This window comes from Halomonas lysinitropha (assembly GCF_902500215.1).
GTDB classification, from domain to species: Bacteria; Pseudomonadota; Gammaproteobacteria; order Pseudomonadales; family Halomonadaceae; genus Halomonas; species Halomonas lysinitropha.
On the sequence record NZ_CABVOU010000047.1, the window covers coordinates 18,922 to 40,235 of the forward strand.

The 21,314-nt window shown below is 66.5% G+C and carries 21 protein-coding genes and 1 tRNA gene; 16 read left to right on the forward strand and 6 right to left on the reverse strand.

Translation table 11 applies throughout. The features are described from left to right. Positions 1–157: 157 nt before the first annotated feature. Complete coding sequence (ppa, locus tag HALO32_RS17510; protein ID WP_151445190.1) at positions 158–688, forward strand: inorganic diphosphatase; 531 nt, start codon at positions 158–160, stop codon at positions 686–688. Positions 689–778: 90 nt separating this feature from the next. On the opposite strand, the gene HALO32_RS17515 is transcribed toward ppa, so the two are convergent. Beyond that, the gene (locus tag HALO32_RS17515) at positions 779–1,954 is read right to left on the reverse strand and encodes a DUF2333 family protein (RefSeq protein ID WP_151445191.1); all 1,176 of its coding nucleotides are present in this window, start codon (positions 1,952–1,954) and stop codon (positions 779–781) included. A gap of 209 nt (positions 1,955–2,163) precedes the next feature. Between HALO32_RS17515 and dsbD the strand changes: the two genes are divergently transcribed. From dsbD to purH, 7 genes are all read left to right on the forward strand, one after another. Beyond that, complete coding sequence (gene dsbD, locus HALO32_RS17520; protein ID WP_151445192.1) at positions 2,164–4,038, forward strand: protein-disulfide reductase DsbD; 1,875 nt, start codon at positions 2,164–2,166, stop codon at positions 4,036–4,038. Between the two features lie 204 nt (positions 4,039–4,242). Then, positions 4,243–4,701 carry an acetyl-CoA carboxylase biotin carboxyl carrier protein gene (accB, locus tag HALO32_RS17525; protein ID WP_151445193.1) on the forward strand — a complete coding sequence of 153 codons (459 nt, stop codon included), beginning with the start codon at positions 4,243–4,245 and terminating at the stop codon, positions 4,699–4,701. A 42-nt stretch (positions 4,702–4,743) separates the two neighbouring features. Continuing rightward, positions 4,744–6,084, forward strand: a complete 1,341-nt coding sequence (accC, locus tag HALO32_RS17530; protein ID WP_151445194.1) for an acetyl-CoA carboxylase biotin carboxylase subunit — start codon at positions 4,744–4,746, stop codon at positions 6,082–6,084. A 221-nt stretch (positions 6,085–6,305) separates the two neighbouring features. Next, a complete protein-coding gene (gene prmA, locus HALO32_RS17535; RefSeq protein ID WP_151445195.1) occupies positions 6,306–7,214 on the forward strand; it encodes a 50S ribosomal protein L11 methyltransferase in 909 nt (302 codons plus the stop codon). Positions 7,215–7,296: 82 nt separating this feature from the next. Further along, positions 7,297–8,355, forward strand: a complete 1,059-nt coding sequence (gene dusB / locus HALO32_RS17540) for a tRNA dihydrouridine synthase DusB (protein WP_151445212.1) — start codon at positions 7,297–7,299, stop codon at positions 8,353–8,355. Next, positions 8,352–8,696, forward strand: a complete 345-nt coding sequence (gene fis / locus HALO32_RS17545) for a DNA-binding transcriptional regulator Fis (protein WP_151445196.1) — start codon at positions 8,352–8,354, stop codon at positions 8,694–8,696. Before dusB ends, fis begins: the two co-directional genes overlap by 4 nt. Before the next feature lie 56 nt (positions 8,697–8,752). Continuing rightward, complete coding sequence (gene purH / locus HALO32_RS17550; RefSeq protein ID WP_151445197.1) at positions 8,753–10,333, forward strand: bifunctional phosphoribosylaminoimidazolecarboxamide formyltransferase/IMP cyclohydrolase; 1,581 nt, start codon at positions 8,753–8,755, stop codon at positions 10,331–10,333. Positions 10,334–10,434: 101 nt separating this feature from the next. Here purH and HALO32_RS17555 read toward each other — a convergent pair whose 3' ends face one another. The 3 genes from HALO32_RS17555 to folE form a co-directional block, all read right to left on the reverse strand. Next, the gene (locus tag HALO32_RS17555) at positions 10,435–11,892 is read right to left on the reverse strand and encodes an NAD-dependent succinate-semialdehyde dehydrogenase (protein ID WP_151445198.1); all 1,458 of its coding nucleotides are present in this window, start codon (positions 11,890–11,892) and stop codon (positions 10,435–10,437) included. Between the two features lie 129 nt (positions 11,893–12,021). Then, positions 12,022–12,432: a dihydroneopterin triphosphate 2'-epimerase gene (gene folX, locus HALO32_RS17560; RefSeq protein WP_151445199.1), complete on the reverse strand. Its 411-nt coding sequence runs from the start codon at positions 12,430–12,432 to the stop codon at positions 12,022–12,024. A 22-nt stretch (positions 12,433–12,454) separates the two neighbouring features. Continuing rightward, positions 12,455–13,012, reverse strand: a complete 558-nt coding sequence (folE, locus tag HALO32_RS17565; protein WP_151445200.1) for a GTP cyclohydrolase I FolE — start codon at positions 13,010–13,012, stop codon at positions 12,455–12,457. Positions 13,013–13,291: 279 nt separating this feature from the next. On the opposite strand from folE, the gene HALO32_RS17570 reads away from it, so the two are divergent. After that, entirely contained in the window at positions 13,292–13,843 is a 552-nt protein-coding gene (locus HALO32_RS17570; protein WP_151445201.1) for a hypothetical protein, read from the forward strand. Between the two features lie 73 nt (positions 13,844–13,916). Here HALO32_RS17570 and HALO32_RS17575 read toward each other — a convergent pair whose 3' ends face one another. Both HALO32_RS17575 and HALO32_RS17580 read right to left on the reverse strand, forming a co-directional pair. Continuing rightward, positions 13,917–14,903 carry a serine/threonine protein kinase gene (locus HALO32_RS17575; RefSeq protein WP_151445202.1) on the reverse strand — a complete coding sequence of 329 codons (987 nt, stop codon included), beginning with the start codon at positions 14,901–14,903 and terminating at the stop codon, positions 13,917–13,919. A 48-nt stretch (positions 14,904–14,951) separates the two neighbouring features. Beyond that, positions 14,952–15,740, reverse strand: coding sequence for a double zinc ribbon domain-containing protein (locus HALO32_RS17580; protein ID WP_407646896.1), 789 nt, complete (start codon positions 15,738–15,740; stop codon positions 14,952–14,954). On the opposite strand from HALO32_RS17580, the gene bioB reads away from it, so the two are divergent. From bioB to HALO32_RS17615, 7 genes are all read left to right on the forward strand, one after another. Further along, the gene (gene bioB, locus HALO32_RS17585; RefSeq protein WP_151445204.1) at positions 15,739–16,872 is read left to right on the forward strand and encodes a biotin synthase BioB; all 1,134 of its coding nucleotides are present in this window, start codon (positions 15,739–15,741) and stop codon (positions 16,870–16,872) included. The two genes, HALO32_RS17580 and bioB, sit on opposite strands and share 2 nt — an antisense overlap. Positions 16,873–16,879: 7 nt before the next feature. After that, positions 16,880–18,058, forward strand: a complete 1,179-nt coding sequence (gene bioF, locus HALO32_RS17590) for an 8-amino-7-oxononanoate synthase (protein WP_151445205.1) — start codon at positions 16,880–16,882, stop codon at positions 18,056–18,058. Continuing rightward, positions 18,055–18,768, forward strand: a complete 714-nt coding sequence (locus HALO32_RS17595) for an alpha/beta fold hydrolase (RefSeq protein WP_151445206.1) — start codon at positions 18,055–18,057, stop codon at positions 18,766–18,768. Before bioF ends, HALO32_RS17595 begins: the two co-directional genes overlap by 4 nt. After that, positions 18,765–19,577, forward strand: a complete 813-nt coding sequence (locus tag HALO32_RS17600) for a malonyl-ACP O-methyltransferase (protein ID WP_151445207.1) — start codon at positions 18,765–18,767, stop codon at positions 19,575–19,577. The genes HALO32_RS17595 and HALO32_RS17600 overlap by 4 nt, the downstream gene beginning before the upstream one ends. A 1-nt stretch (position 19,578) precedes the next feature. Beyond that, the gene (gene bioD, locus HALO32_RS17605; protein WP_151445208.1) at positions 19,579–20,280 is read left to right on the forward strand and encodes a dethiobiotin synthase; all 702 of its coding nucleotides are present in this window, start codon (positions 19,579–19,581) and stop codon (positions 20,278–20,280) included. Positions 20,281–20,324: 44 nt separating this feature from the next. Next, positions 20,325–20,409: transfer RNA gene (locus HALO32_RS17610), tRNA-Leu, on the forward strand. A 97-nt stretch (positions 20,410–20,506) separates the two neighbouring features. After that, on the forward strand, positions 20,507–21,220 hold the full coding sequence (locus tag HALO32_RS17615; protein ID WP_151445209.1) for a DUF6538 domain-containing protein: 714 nt from the start codon (positions 20,507–20,509) through the stop codon (positions 21,218–21,220). Positions 21,221–21,314 lie beyond the last annotated feature (94 nt).

Sequence of the window (21,314 nt, forward strand, 5' to 3'; positions counted from 1 at the left end):
CATGATACACCCTGACTAACCGACTGGCCCATCGACCAAAGGCCCGCATGCCACCTAAGGCCCATTGGTAATCCCCGCCGCGGCTTCGTATAATTCGGCAAATTTTACGCCTGGCAGAAACGCCAAGCCCTTTGTTGCCAACCCAAGGAAAGCGACGATGAACTTAGACAATATCCCCGCCGGCAAGGATCTCCCCAACGATATCTACGTGGCAATCGAGATCCCGGCCAACCATGTGCCGATCAAGTACGAGATCGACAAGGACATGGGGGCGCTGCTGGTCGACCGTTTCATGGCCACCCCGATGTTCTATCCGGCCAACTACGGCTTCATCCCGCATACCCTGGCCGACGACGGCGACGCCCTGGACGCCCTGGTGGTGACGCCCTACCCGGTCCAGGCCGGCGCCGTGATCCGCGCCCGCCCGGTGGGTATCCTCAACATGACCGACGAGGCCGGCGAGGATGCCAAACTGGTGTGCGTCCCGCACCCCAAGCTCTCCAGCCTCTATGACGATGTCCAGGAGGTTACCGATCTGCCCGAACTCCTGCGCCAGCAGATCGCTCACTTCTTCGAGAACTACAAGGATCTCGAGAAGGGCAAGTGGGTCAAGGTGGAATCCTGGGAAGGCGCCGAGGCCGCTCGCAAGGCCATCGAAAAGGCTGTAATGGCCCTCGAGAAGGCCTGAGTCCAGGCCGGCCTGCCTCGGCCGATCGCCCGGCAAAGCAACGGGCCGCTCTCCGGGGCGGCCCGTTGACGTTAGGGGATATCTCCCCCCTCAGTTCGCCGACGGCTCGGCCTCAGAAGGGGCGGCATCGTCGGCGACGCCCTCCCCGCTCAGAGGTGGCATCTCGCTCTCGCGCTCCTCTGCAGACACTTCTTCGGCGGCACCCTCGCTGCGCTCCACCTCTACCACCGACGGCTCGCTGGCCGTGGGTGCCGGGGTGGGCGTCACCTCGGCCAGGCCCTCGGCAACCTCCCGCGCCAGATCCCGGGCCCGCACCACGTGGTTGGCCAGTACCAGCGAATGGTTGGCGAAGATGCCGAAGCCCGAACCGTTGAGCACCAGCGGGCTCCACAGCCGGCGCTGGCTGCGCTCGAGTTCGGTCACCAACAGCTCCCAGCGCTCGGTAACGCCGGCCGAGCCCAGTACATCGGCCTGGTCACGCCGTACCGCCTTGAGCAGATGCATCAGAGCCCAGGCCTGGCCGCGAGCCTCGAAGAAGACGTTGTCGACCCGATACCAGGGCGTGCGTGCCGGTAGGGCGCCGGTGTCGATATCCAGGTCGCGCAGCTCATCGCGGCTGCCGATGCTCGCCGAGAGCCGCAGGCCCAACTCGTCCAGCGACTCAGTCACCGCCTCGAGCCAGGCGGCGAGGCCCTGCCCTTGGTCACCGAAGGCAGCATCACCGCCCTCCCCGAGCGAATCGAGGTAGCCTCCCAGCTCTTGCAGGGCCTGCTCCAGACGCCTCTCGGTGCCGGGAAAGAGCCAGTCGCGACTGTCGGCCATCAGGCGCTCCTGCACGGCCTCAAGCGCCGGAACCGATGCCTGCTCCATGGCCGGCAGTGACTCCGAGAGCCGACGGGCCTGAATGAGCACGCCCAGTTCCCAGGCAGGCATGTTGTCGAGCCAGAGTCCGGGTGGGGCGACATCGTTGCGCAGATATCCGCCCGGTTTCTCGAGGAGGGTCTCGATCAGGGTCATGAGGGCGGCAGTGGTCACGGCCCCACGAGCCGCCGTACTGCCCGACCCGGTACCACGCTGCTCGGAGACGGCCTGCTCCACGTCGAAGCTTCTCGGCGCTTGGCTCCACCAGATTCCCAGCCCCAGGCAAACCACCAGGTAGATCGCCAGCAGTACCAGCAATGGCTTCCAGATCCAGCCATATTCAGGACGCTCGAGTACCTCGGTCCGGCTGCGGCGCCTGGCGGCACCCTTTTGCGTCAACGCCATGATCAGGTTTCCTTGGTGATGAAAAGCTACCGGCAACGCGACAATACGGCGCAGCCTCCCGAATGGGCTACCATCTACAGCCCCCTGCTACTGCGATATCCTAGCAGGACCTTGGCCTCGACGCCGATGGACGGGAACCCGGCCTCGCGAAACGGGGTCCAACCCGCGCCGTATCCTCAACCAACGTTCTCCGCCATCAAGGAAGTGCTGTGCCGATCGTCCTGCGACTCGCCCTGCTGATCACGCTGCTGTTGCCGCTTGGGGCCCAGGCCCAGTGGTTCTCCCAGAATGACGACGAGGCCTTCCTGCCCGTCCTGGAGGCCTTCCAGCCCAGCGCCTGGCACGATGGCGAGAGCCTCTATGTAGGGGTCGAGAACGCCGAAGGCTACTACCTGTATCGGCACCAGTTTGCGATCGAGACGACCGTGGACGGCCTTGAACTGGGTGACCCTGAACTCCCGCCAGGACTGGCCAAGAGCGATGAGTTCCTGGGCGACGTCAACGTCTTCTATGACAGCGTGGTCTTCGAGGTACCCCTCGAGCCGGGCCACCAGGGCCCGCTGGACGTCACCCTGACCTTCCAGGGGTGTGCCGACGCTGGCCTCTGCTACCCACCGGAGCGGGTCGAACTGACCGCCCCCGAGGGCGAGGCACCCGCGGTCTTCGCCGGCTGGACGACATCCGGCAACACGGTGTCTGCCGCCAACGAAACCTCCGGACGTGATGATGCCGCGACCGGCGGCGATGTCACAGGCGGCCCTCCCCAGAGCGAGGATGGCCGCTTCCGCGCACTGATGGCCAGCGCCAGCCTGCCGCTGGTGCTCGGGCTCTTCTTCCTCGCCGGCCTGGGGCTGACCTTCACGCCCTGCGTGCTGCCCATGGTGCCGATCCTCTCCTCGATCATTGTCGGCCAGCACCCGACCCGACCCCGGGCCTTCGTTCTCTCGGCCAGCTACGTGGGCGGGATGGCACTCACCTATGCCGCCGTGGGGATACTGATGGGCTTGTTCGGGGCGGGCCTCAACCTCCAGGCCCGCCTGCAGTCGGCCCCGGTACTGATCACCTTCGCCGTTCTCTTCACCCTCTTCGCCCTGGCCATGTTCGGCGCCTTCGACCTGCGCTTCTCATCCAGGCTGGCCGGCCGCATCGACGGCTGGCAGGCCCGCGCCCAGCGCAGCGGCCCCGCCGGCCTGGCCCTGGCCGGGGCGCTGTCGGTGCTGGTGGTCTCGCCCTGCGTCTCGGCGCCGCTGGCCGGTGCCCTGGTGTTCATCTCCACCACCGGCGATGCGCTGATGGGCGGGGCGGCGCTCTTCGCCCTGGCCCTGGGCATGGGCGTGCCGCTGCTGCTGGTGGGTACCTTCGGCACCACCCTGCTGCCTCGCTCGGGCGCCTGGATGACCGGCGTCAAGGCCGCCTTCGGCATCCTGCTGCTGGGGGTCGCCATCTGGCTGGTGGAGCGACTGCTGCCCGGCAGCATCTCACTGCTGCTCTGGGCCGGCCTGGCCATCGGTACCGCCCTGGCGCTGGGAGCACTGAACGTCAATCAGGCCCAGGGCTGGCCACGAGTCCGTCAGGCGGCGGGCCTGGTGCTGCTGGTGTGGGGTATCGCCCTGGTGATCGGCGCCTCCCGCGGCGGAGATGACCCGCTGCGACCCCTGGCGCCCGCCAACTCCGTGGCCGGCGCGGCGTCCGCCGAGACAAGCGGCACGGCGCAGACGATCACCACCGTGGGAGACCTCGACGCCCTGCAGGCCTCGCTGGCCAAGAGCGACGCACCCGCTTTCGTCAACTTTACGGCGGACTGGTGCATCTCCTGCAAGGTGATGGAGCGCGAGGTCTACCCGGCGCCCGAGGTGGCAGGCCAGCTGGCCAGCTTCCGGCGCATCAACGTCGATGTCACCGACAGCGGCGCCACCACCCGCGAGGTGCTGGACCACTTCCAGCTATTCGGTCCGCCCAGCCTGCTGTTCTTCGACGGCAGCGAGGAACTTCGAGACGCCCGCGTGCAAGGCGAGGTGAATGCCCCGGAGTTGGCCAGCCATCTGGAGGGTGTGCTGGACTGGCTGGAAAGCCGGCAAGGTTGACCCCGAGCAGCACCGACCGCCAGCCTCGAACAGTGTTCCTGCATGGCTGGACATTCATGAGGATTTTCGGCAAACTCCGGCCTAATTGCTCTTTCATGGGCGATAGATACCTCAAGACACGCCATCTTGCTGCGATCTATTGCAAGTTGGCCGGGGTTGACAGCACCCCGGATCACTCCCAACCCCACCGGCCGAGACAACGTCATGGATATCCGCAAGGTCAAGAAGCTGATTGAGCTGCTCGAAGAGTCGAATATCAGCGAGATCGAGATCCAGGAAGGGGAAGAGTCGGTTCGTATCAGCCGCCACCCCGACGGCACGAACTGGCAACCTCCGATGCATCAGCCCCAGGCTGCACCGGCAGCACCGCCTTCCCAGACACCATCTCCGTCAGATGAGCCCGCCGCGGATGCCGCACCGGCCTTCAAGGGCCAAACCGTGAACTCGCCGATGGTCGGCACCTTCTACCGCTCTCCGGCACCCGGCTCCAAGGCTTTCGTCGAGATCGGATCGAGCGTCAAGAAGGGCGAGACCATCTGCATCGTCGAAGCGATGAAGATGATGAACCAGATCGAGGCCGATCGAGACGGCGTGATCGAGGCCTTTCTTGTCGATGACGGCGAACCCGTCGAGTTCGACCAGCCGCTGCTCGTCATCGTTTGACGCCCATCTGTCTTCATTATTCACCAAACTGGCGGATTCCTTATGCTGGACAAGGTCCTCATCGCCAATCGCGGCGAGATTGCCCTGCGCATCCTGCGCGCCTGCAAGGAGCTGGGCATCAAGACGGTGGCGGTCCACTCCACGGCCGACCGCGAGCTGATGCACGTACGCCTGGCTGACGAGGCCGTGTGCATCGGTCCGGCCTCCTCGGCAAACTCCTATCTGAACATACCGTCGCTGATCAGCGCCGCGGAAGTCACCGATTCCAGCGCCATCCACCCCGGCTATGGCTTCCTCTCCGAGAACGCCAACTTCGCCGAGCAGGTCGAACGTTCAGGCTTCACCTTCATCGGCCCCCGCGCCGAGACCATCCGCCTGATGGGCGACAAGGTCAGCGCCATCGAGTCGATGAAGAAGGCCGGTGTACCGACGGTGCCCGGCTCCGACGGCCCCTTGGATGACGATGAGGGCGACACCCTCGCCGTGGCTCGCCGTATCGGCTACCCGGTCATCATCAAGGCCGCTGCCGGGGGCGGCGGCCGCGGCATGCGCGTGGTGCATACCGAGGCCCACCTGCTGTCTGCGGTCAACGTCACCCGCACCGAGGCCTACTCCTCCTTCGGCGACGGCACCGTCTACATGGAGAAGTACCTCGAGAATCCGCGCCACGTGGAAGTCCAGGTGCTGGCTGATGGCCAGGGCAATGCCATCCACCTCTTCGATCGCGACTGCTCCCTGCAGCGACGTCACCAGAAGGTGATCGAGGAAGCCCCTGCCCCGGGGATCGACGAGACCGCCCGCGCCGAGGTGCTCGAGGCGTGCCGGGAGGCGTGCGTCACTATCGGCTACCGTGGCGCCGGCACCTTCGAGTTCCTCTACGAGGACGGCCAGTTCTTCTTCATCGAGATGAATACCCGTGTCCAGGTGGAGCACCCGGTCACCGAGATGGTCACCGGCGTGGATATCGTCCGCGAGCAGCTGCGCATCGCCTCAGGCCTGCCGCTGTCGGTCCGCCAGGAGGACGTCAAGCTCGCCGGTCACTCCTTCGAGTGCCGCATCAACGCCGAGGATGCCCGTACCTTCATGCCCTCTCCGGGCAAGGTGACGCTCTACCATCCGCCCGGCGGGCTCGGCGTGCGCATGGATTCCCACGTCTACACGGGCTATACCGTGCCGCCCCACTACGACTCGCTGATCGGCAAGCTGATCACCTGGGGCGTGGACCGGGAGACGGCACTGATCCGCATGCGCAACGCCCTGGACGAGCTCCTGGTGGAGGGCATCAAGACCAACACCGACCTGCACAAGGACCTGGTGCGCGACGGCTACTTCCAGCAGGGCGGCGTCAATATCCACTACCTAGAGAAGAAGCTGGGGCTGTAGCCTCAACGCACGCGGTATCTCCCGAACGCCTCTCCTGTGCCAGCAGCGAGGGGCGCCGGGGACAGGCTTGGAGGGGGTCCTACGCCAGGGATGGCGTCGGTAGCGCCCAGGGAAGGGTTCACAGCGCCCCCGAACAAACCTGTCGCCGGATCAGCCCCGAGCCACCTGCACATTCCACCAGACCCCGCCCTTACTTCCTAACCGACTATTACGGACGCCCCATGCCCTGGCTGCAACTGAAGGCCCGCATCGCTCCCGAGCACGCCGAGCTCCTCGAGGAGCTGCTGCTCGCTGAAGGCGCTACCGCCATCACCCTCCAGGATGCCTTCGACGACCCGGTCTTCGAGCCGGAGCGAGGCACCACCCCCCTGTGGGACGAGACGGTGCTCACCGGCCTCTACGACGACCTGGAGGGCATTGATGCGATGCTCGACCGGGTGCGCCAGGCCTGGGCCGCCGAGTTCCCCGAGGAGCCCTGCCCCGAGGTCGAGGTCGAGCTGCTCGCCGATCGCGACTGGGAGCGCGAGTGGATGGACGACTTCCATCCCCTGCGCATGGGCGAGCGGCTGTGGATCGTGCCCAGTTGGCACGCTCCGCCGGAGCCCGACGCCGTCAACCTACACCTGGACCCGGGACTGGCCTTCGGTACCGGCACCCACCCCACCACGGCACTTTGCCTGGCCTGGCTCGATGGCCTGGCGGTGGCCCACGATCTCCAGGGTCTGGAGGTGCTCGATGTGGGCTGCGGCTCGGGCATCCTGGCCATCGCCGCTCTCAAGCTCGGGGCACGGCAAGCCACCGGCACCGACATCGACCCCCAGGCGCTCCAGGCCAGCCGCGACAACGCCCGGCGCAACGACGTGGCCGAGGCCGACTTGCGGCTCTGCTATCCCGAGCAGCTCGAGGCAGGCGAATTCCCGCTGGTGGTCGCCAACATTCTCGCCGGCCCCCTGGTGGAACTGGCCGACGAGATCGCCGGCCGCGTGGCGCCAGGGGGCCACCTGGCCCTCTCGGGCATACTCGAGGGCCAGGCCGGGGAAGTACTGGATGCCTATCGTGGACGGGGTCTGGTCATGGACGAGCCGGAGATCCGCGAAGGCTGGGTTCGACTTTCCGGGCGCCGCCCCTGACAGGCATTCGCCTTGAGCAGCGGTTCACCAACGCCGGCCGGGGGCGTATGATATGCAACCCCTGACACCAGCGGCCCCGACCATGATCGACTCTCGCCCCCTGCCCCGCATTGGCCATCACCAACTGCCCAACCGCGTGATACTGGCGCCCATGGCGGGAGTCACCGACCGCCCGTTCCGGACACTGTGTCGACGCTTCGGCGCCGGCCTGGTGGTGGGCGAGATGGTCACCTCGGATCCCGGCCTGTGGCATACCCGCAAATCCCGGCTGCGCATGGATCATCGTGGCGAGCCAGGGCCGCGCAGCGTGCAGATTGCCGGCGGCGACGCGGAAATGCTCGCCGAGGCCGCGCGCCTCAATGCCGCGATGGGCGCCGAGATCATCGACATCAACATGGGGTGCCCGGCCAAGAAGGTCTGCAACAAGGCCGCCGGCTCCGCCCTGCTGCGCGACGAGGCCCTGGTGGCGGAAATTCTCGAGGCGGTGGTCGCCGCGGTCGACGTGCCGGTGACCCTGAAGATCCGCACCGGCTGGTGCGCCGACAGCAACAATGGCGTGCGGGTCGCGCGCATTGCCGAGGAGGTCGGCATCCAGGCCCTGGCCGTACATGGTCGCCATCGCCAGCAGCGCTTCACCGGCGAGGCGGAGTACGACACCATCGCCGCCATCAAGGGCAGCGTGGGCATCCCGGTGTTCGCCAACGGCGATATCGACTCTCCCGCCAAGGCACGCCGGATCCTCGACTATACTGGGGCGGATGCGGTAATGGTCGGCCGTGCTGCTCAGGGCAACCCCTGGATTTTCCGCGAGATCGATCATTACCTGCGCCATGGCCAGCGGCTTGCCCCGCCTGGAGATGAAGAGCGGGCCACCGCCCTTCGCGATCACCTTGCTGCCTTGCATGACTTCTACGGCGAGCATCAGGGTGTACGCATCGCGCGCAAGCATCTCGGCTGGTACCTGGCCGGAGACGAACGCTTCGACGACGCCGGGCGACGCACTCTGCGGGCCTCCTTCAACGGCCTGGAGAGTCGCCATGCCCAGCGCCGTTTCATCGATGAACTCTTTCGTCACGACCCTGCCGCGACGCCAGGTCGCATTGCCCGGGCCGTGGCACCGGATGGAATCTGTGCCGCATGACCAGCAGCCAACCCCTTGACCAGAATGCCGCGTTGCCCGAGCCGGATGCCCGGGCCTCTCGTGAACTCACCTTACGGGGCGAAGGCGTCGTCCTTCGCCCGGGTCCGCAGGACGACCGGCCCCTGCGCGAAGCCGTGGAAGCCTCGCTGAGCCGCTACTTCGATCATCTCGATGGCAGCAGCGTCACCGATCTCTACGCCATGGTGATGGCCGAGGTCGAGGCCCCGCTGCTTGCCTCGGTTCTCGACCATACCCAGGGCAACCAGACCCGTGCCGCCGAGATGCTGGGCCTCAACCGCGGTACCCTGCGCAAGAAGCTCAAGCACCATGGCCTGATCTGACCACCCTTCGTCATCTCGCCGCTCCATTCACCACCACTGACACAAGAGTGATTCCCATGGCCCAAGCCTCCTCTGCCGCGGTTCGCCGCGCCTTGATCAGCGTCTCCGACAAGACCGGCATCATCGACTTTGCCCGCGGCCTCGTGGAGCAGGGCGTCGCACTGCTCTCCACCGGGGGCACCTTCCGCCTGCTTCAGGAGAACGGCATCGCCGTGACCGAGGTCTCCGAGCACACCGGCTTCCCCGAGATCATGGATGGGCGGGTCAAGACACTGCACCCGAAGATCCACGGCGGCATCCTGGGCCGCCGAGGCCAGGACGATGCGGTAATGGAGGAACACGGCATCGAGCCCATCGACATGGTGGTGGTCAACCTCTATCCCTTCTCGGCCACTGTGGCGCGACCCGACTGCACCCTCGACGACGCCATCGAGAATATCGACATCGGTGGCCCGACCATGGTGCGTGCCTGCGCCAAGAACCATGCTTACACCACCATCGTGGTGGATGCCGGCGACTACGCCCGGGTGCTGGGTGAGATCGCCGCCGGAGACGGCGCGGTGAGTGATGCCACCCGTTTCGATCTGGCGGTCAAGGCCTTCGAGCACACCGCCGGCTACGACGCCGCCATCGCCGACTACCTGGGTCAGCGGGTACCCGGCGGCGAGGATGGCTTCCCGCGCACCTACAACCTGCAGTTCCAGAAGAAGCAGGCCATGCGCTACGGCGAAAACCCTCACCAGAGTGCCGCCTTCTATGTGGAAGCCGACGCTAACGAGCCCGGGGTAGCCACCGCCACCCAGCGGCAAGGCAAGGCCCTCTCATTCAATAACGTGGCCGATACCGATGCCGCCTTCGAGTGCGTCAAGGCCTTCACCGACACCGCCTGCGTGATCGTCAAGCACGCCAACCCCTGCGGCGTGGCGGTGGGGGCAAGCCCCAGAGAAGCCTATGAAAAGGCCTTCGCCACCGATCCCACCAGCGCCTTCGGCGGTATCATCGCCTTCAATGTGGCGTTGGATGCCGAGACCGCCCGGGCCATCATCGACCACCAGTTCGTCGAGGTGATCATCGCCCCGGGCATCGAGGAGGAGGCGCTGGCCATCGTCGCCGAGAAGAAGAATGTGCGCCTGCTCGATGTCGGCGCGAAATGGCCCGGCGAACGCCAGCACGCCCACGACTTCAAGCGCGTCACCGGCGGCCTGCTGGTGCAGGACCGCGACCTGGGCATGGTCGGCCGCGACGAGCTGACCGTGGTCACCGAGCGGGTGCCCAGCGAACAGGAGATGCGTGATCTGGCCTTCGCCTGGAAGGTGGCCAAGCACGTCAAGTCCAACGCCATTGTCTACGCCAAGGCCGGTCAGACCATCGGCGTGGGCGCCGGCCAGATGAGCCGCGTCTATTCGGCCAAGATCGCCGGCATCAAGGCCGCCGACGAAAGCCTCTCGGTCCCCGGCTCGGTGATGGCCAGTGATGCCTTCTTCCCCTTCCGCGACGGCATCGATGCCGCCGCCGCCGCCGGGATCGCCGCCGTGATCCAGCCCGGCGGCTCCATGCGCGACCAGGAGGTGATCGACGCCGCCAACGAGGCGGGCATCGCCATGGTCTTCACCGGGATGCGCCACTTCAGGCACTGACGCTGGCGGCCAAGCGGCCAAGCGGCCAAGATGATTTTCTACTATGCAAAAGCAAGCCCCGAAGGTCGCGGCCTTCGGGGCTTGCTTGTAGCTCGGCGCTATCAGCCCAGATCGATACAGAGGTACTTGGTCTCCAGGAATTCCTCCAGGCCCTGGTGGCCGCCCTCGCGGCCCAGGCCCGAGGCCTTGACCCCGCCGAAGGGCGCGGCGGCGTTGGAGATCAGCCCGGTATTGATGCCCACCATGCCGTATTCCAGGGCGTCGGCGACGCGCCAGACACGCCCCAGGTCCCGGGAGTAGAAGTAGGAGGCCAGGCCGTACTCGGTGTCGTTGGCCATGCTGACGGCGTCTTCCTCGTCCTCGAAGGGGAAGACCGCCGCCAGCGGGCCGAAGGTCTCTTCCTGAGCGACCTTCATCTGGGAATTGGCGAAGCTGATCAGGGTCGGCGAGAAGAAGTTGCCGCCCAGCGGATGCGGATGGCCCCCCAGCAGCAGCTCGGCGCCCTGGTCCACGGCGTCATGGACATGCTCGCTGACCTTGGCCACCGCCTTGTCATCGATCAGCGGGCCGATGTTGACCCCATCCTGGGTGCCGTCGCCCACCTTGAGCTCGCTGTTCATGGCGACCGCCAGCTTCTCACAGAAGGCGTTGACCACGCTGGACTGGACCAGAAAGCGGTTGGTGCAGACGCAGGTCTGGCCGGCATTGCGGAACTTGGCGGCCATGGCCCCCTCCACCGCGGCGTCCAAGTCGGCATCCTCGAAGACGATGAAGGGGGCATTGCCGCCCAGTTCCAGGGAGATCTTCTGGATATGCCGGGAGGCCTTGGCCATCAGCTGGCGACCCACCTCGGTGGAGCCGGTGAAGGTGATCTTGCGCACCAGCGGCGACTCGGTCATCGCCGCGGCAATCTCGGAGGCGCGGCCCGGTACCACATTGAACACCCCGCGCGGCACGCCGGCCCGCTCGGCCAGCTTGGCCAGGGCGGTGGCGGAGAACGGGGTCTGGCTGGCCGGCTTGACGACGATGGTGCAGCCGGCCGCCAGGGCCGCGCCCGCCTTGCGGGTGATCATCGCCGCGGGGAAGTTCCAGGGGGTGATGGCACCCACCACACCGACAGGCTGCTTGGTGACCACGATGCGCTGGTTGGCCTTGGCGGCGGGAACGGTCTCGCCGTAGACACGCCGTGCTTCCTCGGCGAACCAGCGCAGGAAGCTCGCCGCATAGGCGATCTCACCGGCGGCCTCCTTGAGCGGCTTGCCCTGCTCGAAGGTCATGATCATGGCCAGGTCGTCCTGATTCTCAAGCATCAGGTCGTGCCACTTCATCAGGATATCGGCGCGCTCCTGAGCGGTCATTCCGCGCCATGCCGGCAGGGCAGCATCGGCCGCAGCGATGGCCCGCTCGGTCTCGGCACGTCCCAGGCGCGGCACGTCGCCCATGGGCTCCCCTGTAGCCGGATTGAGGACGTTGATCTGTTCGCCGCTGTCGGCGGCGACCCAACTGCCGTCAATGTAGGCGAAAGGACAATAGAGCTGCGTTTCCTTGAGGGCTTGCATGTTCATCTCCTGCCGCACGGGCGGCCTCTTGTCGGTTTACCCCCATGCTAAGCGAAAGACCCCGGTGCACCAAGCACCGAGGTCCTTTATCGCCGACCGGGTTTCGTATCGCGAACCCGGGATCGAGGCTCAACGAGGCCGACGCGGCTCGCGAGTATCGGAAAGCGTAATGGAGACGGAATCGGCAAAGCGCAGCGCATGGGGCTTGTCGATCTCCACCTGGGCGGTCAGCACCTGATCATGACTCATGATCAGGTCAAGCACCTCGCGGGTCATGCGCTCGAGCAGTAGAAAGCGATGCTCCTCCACCAGGGCGATCACTGCCTTGGTAATGGTGCGGTAGTTCAACGCCTGTTCGATATGGTTGAACTCGACCGCCTTTTCGGCGCGATAGCGAATCACGGCATTGATCACCACGTCCTGGCGGTTCTTGATCTCGTCCTCCTTGATGCCGATATGAGTCCTCAGCCGCAGGTTCTTGATGCGGATGGTGGCGAGATCATGGTCGAGGTGCTGGTCGTCCAGGACATGCATCGACATGGCGGAGCTCCTTGCGTGGGATTCAGCGGCCGTTGACCAGAGTGAGGAATTCCTGGCGCGTGCTCTGCTTCTCGCGGAAGGCGCCGAGCATCACCGAAGAGGTCATGCTGGAGTTCTGCTTTTCTACCCCGCGCATCATCATGCACAGGTGGCGCGCCTCGATCACCACTGCCACGCCACGAGCCTCGGTGACCTGCAGTACCGCCTCGGCAATCTGGCGAGTCAGGTTCTCCTGAATCTGCATGCGTCGGGCATACATGTCGACAATACGTGCGAACTTGGAGAGGCCCAGCACCTTGCCACTGGGCAGGTAGGCGATGTGGCACTTGCCGATGAAGGGCAGCAGGTGGTGCTCGCACATGGAGTAGAGCTCGATGTCCTTGACCAGCACCATCTCGTCGGTCTCGGACTCGAATACCGCACCATTGACGATCTCTTCCAGCGACTGGGTATAGCCGCGATTGAGAAACTGCATCGCCTTGGCGGCCCGCTTCGGGGTGTCGCGAAGACCTTCCCGGTCGGGGTCCTCACCCAACTCGTGGATGATTCGGCGGTAGTGGTTGGAGAGTTCTTCGGTCATGGTCAGGCCCCGTGGCAATGTCGGTGTCCGCTACGTTTTTGATGGCCTGGCCATCAGATCATGAACAAAAGATATACAAGATTTAAATTTTGTACAATAAAAGAGTCTCAGGACTTACCAGTCTACCCCATGACATCCGGCAACGCAGGCAACGGGCGCCACCGGATAGTGACAACGTGTCGCGTCTTTCTCCCCCAGGGGCCGGCTGCCGGTCCGCCCACCCTGTGGTAGAATGAGAGTTGTTTCATGCTGTGCCCAAGTCACCCTCGAGAGCCCGACATGATCAAGACCCATGCCACTGTGCTGATGGCCGCCATGCTGGCGATGCCGACCCTGGCCATGAGCGATACCCTCGAACTGCCAACCGATGCCACCATCGACGTCCAGGTCATCGACGACCTGACACTGTCCGCGCAGACACCGGAACACGAGGATCTGTTGATCCATCCGGTAGCCGATGGCAATGCCTCCCATACCCTGCCTGAATACTGTGTGCTGATCGGTGACGCGCGCATCGACGGCGAGCGCATCCGCCTGACCACGCAGTCGTTGACCTGCATCGAGACCGACGGCGGTGACAGCGAGATCTACAGCGGCGAGATATCCGCTGCCGCCTACGGCAGTGACGGCGACTTCGGACTCGCCGCCTGCCAGGACGGCAACTGCCACCTGACCCCGGAGCAGAGCTTTCAGCTGCGCCTGGCCAGCGAGCTGGCCATCGAGCAACAGGACAACCCTGCCGCCAGAATCAATGAGCAACGCCGCCAGGCCGAGGGCGACGGCGTCGCCAACCCGATTCCCGCCGAGGCGCCAAGCCCCGACGACGACTGAACGCTCCCGGCCACGACGAGACGCACCCTCAGGGGTGCGTCTCGCTTGGAAGGTTCCACGCCACCGGCGCCTTTCAGGCCAGCCAGCGAGGCCTGGCCTCCAGTACCTGGCGCTGCTGTTCCAGCATCCGCAGGTGCCCATCCCAGTAGCCGGCATCGGCCAGCCAGGGAAACGCCAGCGGGAAGGCGGGATCTTCCCAGCGATCCACCAGCCAGGCGCTGTGGCGCAGCAGGCGCAGGGTGCGCAGCGGCTCGACCAGTGCAAGTTCGCGGCGGTCGAAATCGCGATGCTGTTCGTAGCCCTCGGCGACCTCGGAGAGCTGCATCTGGCGCTCCCCTTCCTCCTGGGCGGTGAACAGCATCCACAGGTCCTGGATCGCCGGGGCCATCAGGCAATCGTCGAAGTCGACCAGCGCAAACTGCTCGTCACGGCCGAGAATATTGCCGATATGGCAGTCGCCCTGCACGCGAATCGCCTGCTCCGCGCTCCAGGCATGGGCGGCCAGCTGGCGATGCAGGGTCATGGTGATGCGCTCGTAGGCCTGGCGCTGATGACGGCCCAGCCAGCGACTTCCCAGCACCTTGTCCCGCGCCTCTAGCACCATGCCATCCAGGTCCAGTGAACGACGGTGCGCGAAGCGCCCCCGCTCGCCCACGGCATGCACCGCGCCGATCAGCTCGCCCAGGGCGAACAGGTGAGCCGGATGCTCCAGCTCCGGTGCCTGCCCCGGCAGGTGGGGAAAGAGCGTGAAGCGGAAGCCCTCGGCGCGGTGCAGGCTCTCACCCAGCGCATCTCGCCAAGGGGCGGCCACGGCCACCTCGGCCGCGGCGAGCTCGGCCAGGAAGTCATGCTCCTCGCGAATCTGGGCGTCCGTCCAGCGCTCGGGGCGATAGAACTTCACCACCCAGCGGCGGCGCTCCTCGTCGTGCACCAGGAAGACCCGGTTCTCGTAGCTGTTCAGCGTGAAGGGCTCGCCGGGCAGCCAGAAGCCGAGCGACTCCACCGCCGCCACCACCCGGGCGGGTGAAAGCTGAGCGAAGGGATGTAGGGTGGTTTCCATGGGGGCTCCCGGAGAATCGAGGGCCTCATGCTAACAGGGAAGCGCCCCTCAGTGTCTCCCTGCCGGGGTCCGGGCCACCGCCCAGGCCTGCACCTCCTCGGCGCCGGCCTGGCGGCAGGCCTTGGCCAGGGCGTCAAGCGTCGCCCCGGTGGTCATGACATCATCCACCAGCACCACCCGCCGTGGCAGGCCTTCCGGAACACGAAAGGCACGGAGCAGGTTGCTGCGCCGCTCACCACGGTCCAGGCCACGCTGGGTGCGGGTGTCGCGAATACGTTGCGCCGGCATCAGGGGGCAGCCCAGCTGTCCCTTCAGGCGTACAGCCAGCCAGCGCGCCTGATCGAAGCCCCGCTCACGGGCCCGCCGTGGATGCAGAGGTACCGGCACCAGCGCCTGGGGCCAGTGTCGGTCTGCCGAAGACAGTCCCGCCAGCAGCAATTCCAGTAACACCCGGCCGGCTCTCGGCGACGCATCGAACTTGAAGCGCTGCACCAGGCCGGCCACCTCGGCGTCATAGCGCAGCGGTACCCGGGCCCGGTCGAACCGAGGCGGGCGACGCAGGCAGTGACCACAGCGACGCCCCGTGGCAGCGCCCGGCTGGGGTTCCGCACAGACGGGGCAGGCCGGCAGGTTCCAGGGCAGTTCCGTGAAACAGGCCTCGCACCAGGGGTGATCACTGGGCAAGGAAGCCAGGCAGAAAACGCAGCGGCCGGGTAAGGCACGGCTCAGCCATCCGTCAACCTGTGATTTCCAGGCGGTTGACATGGCAGCCGCAAGCTTTAGGCTATTCGTCAACCTTGATTTGAATATTAAGTTGACCATAAGCGAGCCCATCATGCCGCCTGCGCCCCACGAAACCCGCGCCACTTCCCTGACCCTAGCCCCGCGAGGCGAGGTCCGCCACGACTGGACGGTCGAGGAGATCGAGGCGCTGTTCGCCCTGCCCTTCAACGAACTGCTGTTTCATGCCCAGCAGGTCCACCGCGCCCACTTCGATCCCAACGCCGTGCAGGTCTCGACCCTGCTCTCGATCAAGACCGGCGCCTGCCCCGAGGACTGCAAGTACTGCCCCCAGTCGGGGCATTACAACACCGGCCTGGGCAAGGAGAAGCTGCTGGAGGTCGAGAAGGTGGTCGAGCAGGCCCGGGCCGCCCGGGAGGCCGGTGCCAGTCGCTTCTGCATGGGAGCGGCATGGAAGAGCCCCCGCGAGAGGGACCTCGATGTGGTGCTGGAGATGGTCCGTCGGGTCAAGGCACTGGGGCTCGAGACCTGCATGACACTGGGCATGGTCGACGGCGACCAGGCCGGCCGCCTGGCCGAGGCCGGGCTCGACTACTACAACCACAACCTGGACACCTCGCCCGAGTACTATGGCGAGATCATCACGACCCGCACCTACGCCGATCGCCTGGAGACGCTGGGCAAGGTGCGTCAGGCCGGCATGAAGGTCTGTGCCGGGGGGATACTCGGCATGGGGGAGGCGCCCCGAGACCGCGCCGCTCTGCTCCAGCAGCTGGCGCGCCTCGAGCCGCACCCGGAGTCGGTGCCGATCAACATGCTGGTCAAGGTCCCGGGCACGCCGCTCGAGAACGTGGAGGACCTCGACCCCATCGAGTTCGTGCGCGCCATCGCCGTGGCGCGCATCCTGATGCCGGAAAGCCACGTACGCCTCTCCGCCGGTCGTGAGCAGATGAATGAATCCACCCAGGCGCTGGCCTTCCTGGCCGGCGCCAATTCGATCTTCTACGGCGATCAGCTGTTGACCACGGGCAACCCCCAGGTGGATCAGGACCGGTCGCTGTTCGCCAAGCTGGGGCTGCATCCCGAGCGCAGAGAAACATGCGCCGACGATGCCCGCCAGCAGGCCACCCTGGAAGCCGCTCTTGAAGCCAGGGCGGCACGTCGGGCCGCGGCAGCGCTCGACGCTCGGGCCGCCGCCCTGTCCTACGACGCCACCACCGAGGCCTGAGGTCCGCATGGCGGCACCTGGCGACAGCTGGGCGACGTGGCTTGCCGGGCGAAGCAGCGAACACCGGGCTCGCGGTCTGTGGCGAACACGCCGTAGTCGTGTTCCCGGGGCCGTACTCGACTTCGCGGGCAATGACTACCTGGGCCTGGCCGGGGACCCGCGTCTCGCTGAGGCTCAGGCCGAGGGTGCCCGACACTACGGCGCCGGTGGCCGGGCCTCTCACCTGGTCAGCGGCCACCTCGCGGTGCATGAGGCCCTGGAACACCGCCTGGCCACCCTCACCGGCCGACCGGCGGCGCTGCTCTTCTCCACCGGCTACATGGCCAACCTCGGCACCCTGCAGGCGCTCTGCGACTCTGACACCCGGGTGTTCCAGGATCGCCTGAACCACGCCTCGCTGATCGACGGCGCCAGGCTCGCCGGGGCCCGTTCGCGACGCTTCCACCACGGCGACCTGGGAGACCTCGAGCGGCTGCTGGCACGCGCTGCGGATGACGGGCGCCGGCTGGTGGTCAGCGACGGGGTATTCAGCATGGATGGCGACGTGGCCGATATCGCGGGACTGGCCGCGACCAGCACCCGCCACGGGGCCTGGTTGATGGTCGACGATGCCCACGGCCTGGGCGTACTGGGCGAGGCCGGCGACGGCTGCGTGGGTCGTGCCCATGGCATCGAGCGAGTCCCCGTGCTGGTCGGCACGCTCGGCAAGGCGCTGGGCTCCGCCGGCGCCTTCGTGACCGGTAGCCAGGCGCTGATCGACCACCTGATCCAGTTCGCCCGCCCCTACATCTACACCACGGCCCAGCCACCGGGCGTGGCCGCCACCACCCTGAAGGCCCTGGAGCTGCTCGAGGCCGAACCTGAGCGTCGCGACCGCCTGCACACCCGGATCCGTCGCTTTCGTAAGGAGGCCGCCACCCTGGGGCTGCCGCTGGCCGCCTCAAGCACGCCGATCCAGCCGCTGGTGCTGGGCGACAGCCAGCGGGTGATGTGCTGGGCGGCCTGGCTGGCCGAGCGTGGCATGGCCGTCGGAGCGATCCGCGAACCCACGGTGCCCCGCGGCCAGGCACGGCTGCGCATCACCCTGAGCGCCGCTCACACGGATGCCGACCTCGACGCCCTGCTCGAGGTACTGGCCGACTGCTCTACCCGAGACGCCATCGCTGAGGGGGAGGCCATTTCATGACGCCCCTCGTGCTGCTTTCCGGCTGGGGCTGCGATGCGCGACTCTGGCAGCCGCTGGCCGGGCACTGGTCCGAAGCACTTGCCGTCAGCGCCCCGGACTGGCCCGGCTACGGGGCCCGCTCCCCCCTGGCGAATCCCGGCAGCCTGGCCCAGATGGCCAAGGAAATGGCGGACGAGCTGACAGCGGACGCCATCTGGGTGGGCTGGTCACTGGGCGGGCTACTGGCTGCCGCCCTGCTCGACCACCTGCCCGCTCCCCGCGCCCTGGTGCTGATCGGCATGGGTGGGGACTTCTGTCATGAGGAGGGCATCTCCACGGCAGAGTTGAGGGCCTTTCAGCGGGCCTTCGCGCGTGCCCCGGACACCACCCACCGGTACTTCCTGCGCTGGCAGCTGCGAGGGGAGCCCGACCCGCGTGCGGCCCACCGGCAGCTGCGCGAGCTGCTCGACGATCACGGCGGCGTCGACCGTAACACCCTGGCCGCGGGGCTCGACCAGCTCGCCGAGCTCGATAACGGTGACCGCCTGGTCGGCGCCCCCTGCCCGATATGGCGTGTCGCCGGCGAACGAGACCCGCTGCTCGCCCCGGCGCGGCGCGAAAGCGCCGACCATCGCCTGAGCCATGCCGGCCACTGTCCGATGCTCAGCCAGCCGGCCTCGCTGGCCGCCTGCCTCGCTGGCATCGCCTCCGCCGTGGAGCCCTCACCATGACCGCCTTGTCGCTCTCCACCCCTGACGCCCGGAGCGCGCGCCGGCGAGATGACTGGCAGGCCCGTGTGGCCCGTGCCTTCTCCCGCGCCGCGCCGGAATATACCGAGCGCGCCGTAGCCCAGCGGATCATGGCCGAGCCGCTGCTGTCCCGCCTTCCCGAGCGTGCCCAGCGAGTGCTGGATCTGGGCTGCGGGCCGGGCGAAATGGCCGCGCAGCTGGCCGAGCGCTTCGGTCTCGGCTGCACGGTCATCGGCCTGGACCTGGCCCCCGGCATGCTCGAGGTTGCCCGCCGCACACACGCCAACGCAGCCCGCTGGCTGTGCGGCGATGCCGCCGCCCTGCCGCTGGACGACGCCAGCCAGGATCTGGTGGTCTCCAATCTGGCGATCCAGTGGTGCCCGGACCTCGACGCCGTGATGGCCGAGCTTCGTCGCGTCCTGCGCCCGGGGGGCCGGGCATTGATCAACACCCTGGGACCGGGGACCCTGGCCGAGGTCGGCCAGGTCTGGTCGCGCCCCGGCCAGCCTGCCGGCCTGCTGGGCTTCCGCGACGCTCCCCGTCATCACGCCGCGGCCAGAGAGGCGGGCTTTCGCCATCTCGATTGCCGCGAGCAGACCGCCCGCTTCCATTATCCGGACCTCACCGCGGTGATGGCCTCCATCAAGGGCGTCGGCGCCCAGACCGCCAGGCCCGGGGGCCGACTCACCCGCGCCGACCTGGCACGGGCGGCGCAGCGCTACGAGGCTCTCCGCGAGCCAGAGGGCCTGCCCGTGACTTATCGCCTCCTGACCCTGGAACTCGACGCCTGAGATGAGCGCCTTTTTTGTCACCGGCACCGACACCGATGCCGGCAAGACCCTGGTCACCAGCGGCCTGCTGGCCCTGGCGCGCCGACGCGGCCTGTCCACCCTGGGCCTCAAGCCCGTGGCCTCCGGCTGTGAGGCGACCCACGAGGGCCTGCGCAATGCCGATGCCCTGGCCCTGCAGGCCCAGAGCCATCCCGCAACGGACTACGACTCGATCAACCCCATTGCCTTCGCCCCGGCCATCGCCCCGCACCTGGCCGCCCGCCGGGCCGGCCTGACGCTGGCCCTCGACACCCTGGTCGAACGGACGCGGCCGCTGCTCGAACGGGGGCACAACCTGGCCCTGGTCGAGGGCGCCGGCGGCTGGCGAGTGCCCCTGAACGAGTCTGAAGACCTCTCGGCCCTGGCCGTACGGCTCGAGCTGCCGGTGCTGCTGGTGGTGGGCCTGCGCCTGGGTTGCATCAGCCACGCACGGCTCACCGCCGAGGCGATACGGGCAGATGGCCTGACCCTGGCCGGTTGGTCCGGTAGCCTGGTAGACCCTGAATTCGCCAGCGACGCGGCCCTCTACCGCGACAACCTGGCCACCCTGGAGGCCACGCTTTCCGCGCCCTGTCTGGGCATTATCCCGTGGCTGGGAACCGGTGAAGCACGCACCATGGCCGAATCCGCGGCCGAGCACCTGGAACTGCCCGATGGCGATTGACTTGCGCGGTGGCGTCCGTAGAATAGCGCCGCCTGCCTACCCGTGCGGATGTGGTGGAATTGGTAGACACGCCAGGTTTAGGTCCTGGTGCCTTCGGGCGTGGGAGTTCGAGTCTCCCCATCCGCACCAGGTTCGCCCCGAGCCTGCATGAGTCCTAACTCCTTGAGTCAGAAAGGCTTACAGCCGTGGAAGGTGTCACACTTCGGTGCGACATTTGGAGTCTCCCATGGCCTACGGAAGCTACCTGACTCGGAGCCGACACCAGACGACCTTCTACGCAAGGATCGTCATCCCGCACGATCTCCGACAACAGCTCGGCGGTAAGCGAGAAGTCAGGCAAAGCCTCAGAACGGCCTGCAAGGTCACAGCCAAGCGACGAGCAATGCAAACCTGGCTGGCCTTTCAGGAATTCTTCGACGCCTTGAGGAATGATCAGTCAGTGGACGACCTCCAGACCGCTCACGAGGGCTTAGCCGCCCTGAACGAGCTTCTCCGGACCAAAAACAGCCGGAGCAATACCCCAGCAGCTTCCAGCTCACAAAAGACCTCAGATCACCCCAAGGAGCCATTTCGAGCGATGCCATTCGCTCAGGTAACGGCTGCTCCAGCCGACATGCCAGAAGGCGGGCTGGTCCTCCGCTACTTGGCAGGCACGTATCGTGGCCAACGATTCAAAGCTGACTACGGTTGCCCGGAGATCAATCAGGCCGCTGTCAGCAGGTTCTTCGATGACATCGATCGTCGTTTCGGACCGCCAGTAGCTGAACAGTCAGCTGTCCCGACAGTCAGCATTAGCGCGACAACCCCTATTCGAAAGTCATTTGCCGAAGCCGCTAACGACTACCTGGAGCAGTATCGCCGCGACCGTGAATATGACAACACATTACGGTCGAGCACCTACGACAAGGAATCACGAGACGTAACGTTCTGGAAGCACTAAGTGATTATGCATAATTAATCGTGCGTCCCGTGCCATAGTCCCCGAGCAGGCGATGGACCTCAGCGCAGAGCCGATCAAACGAGAGATAGGCTCC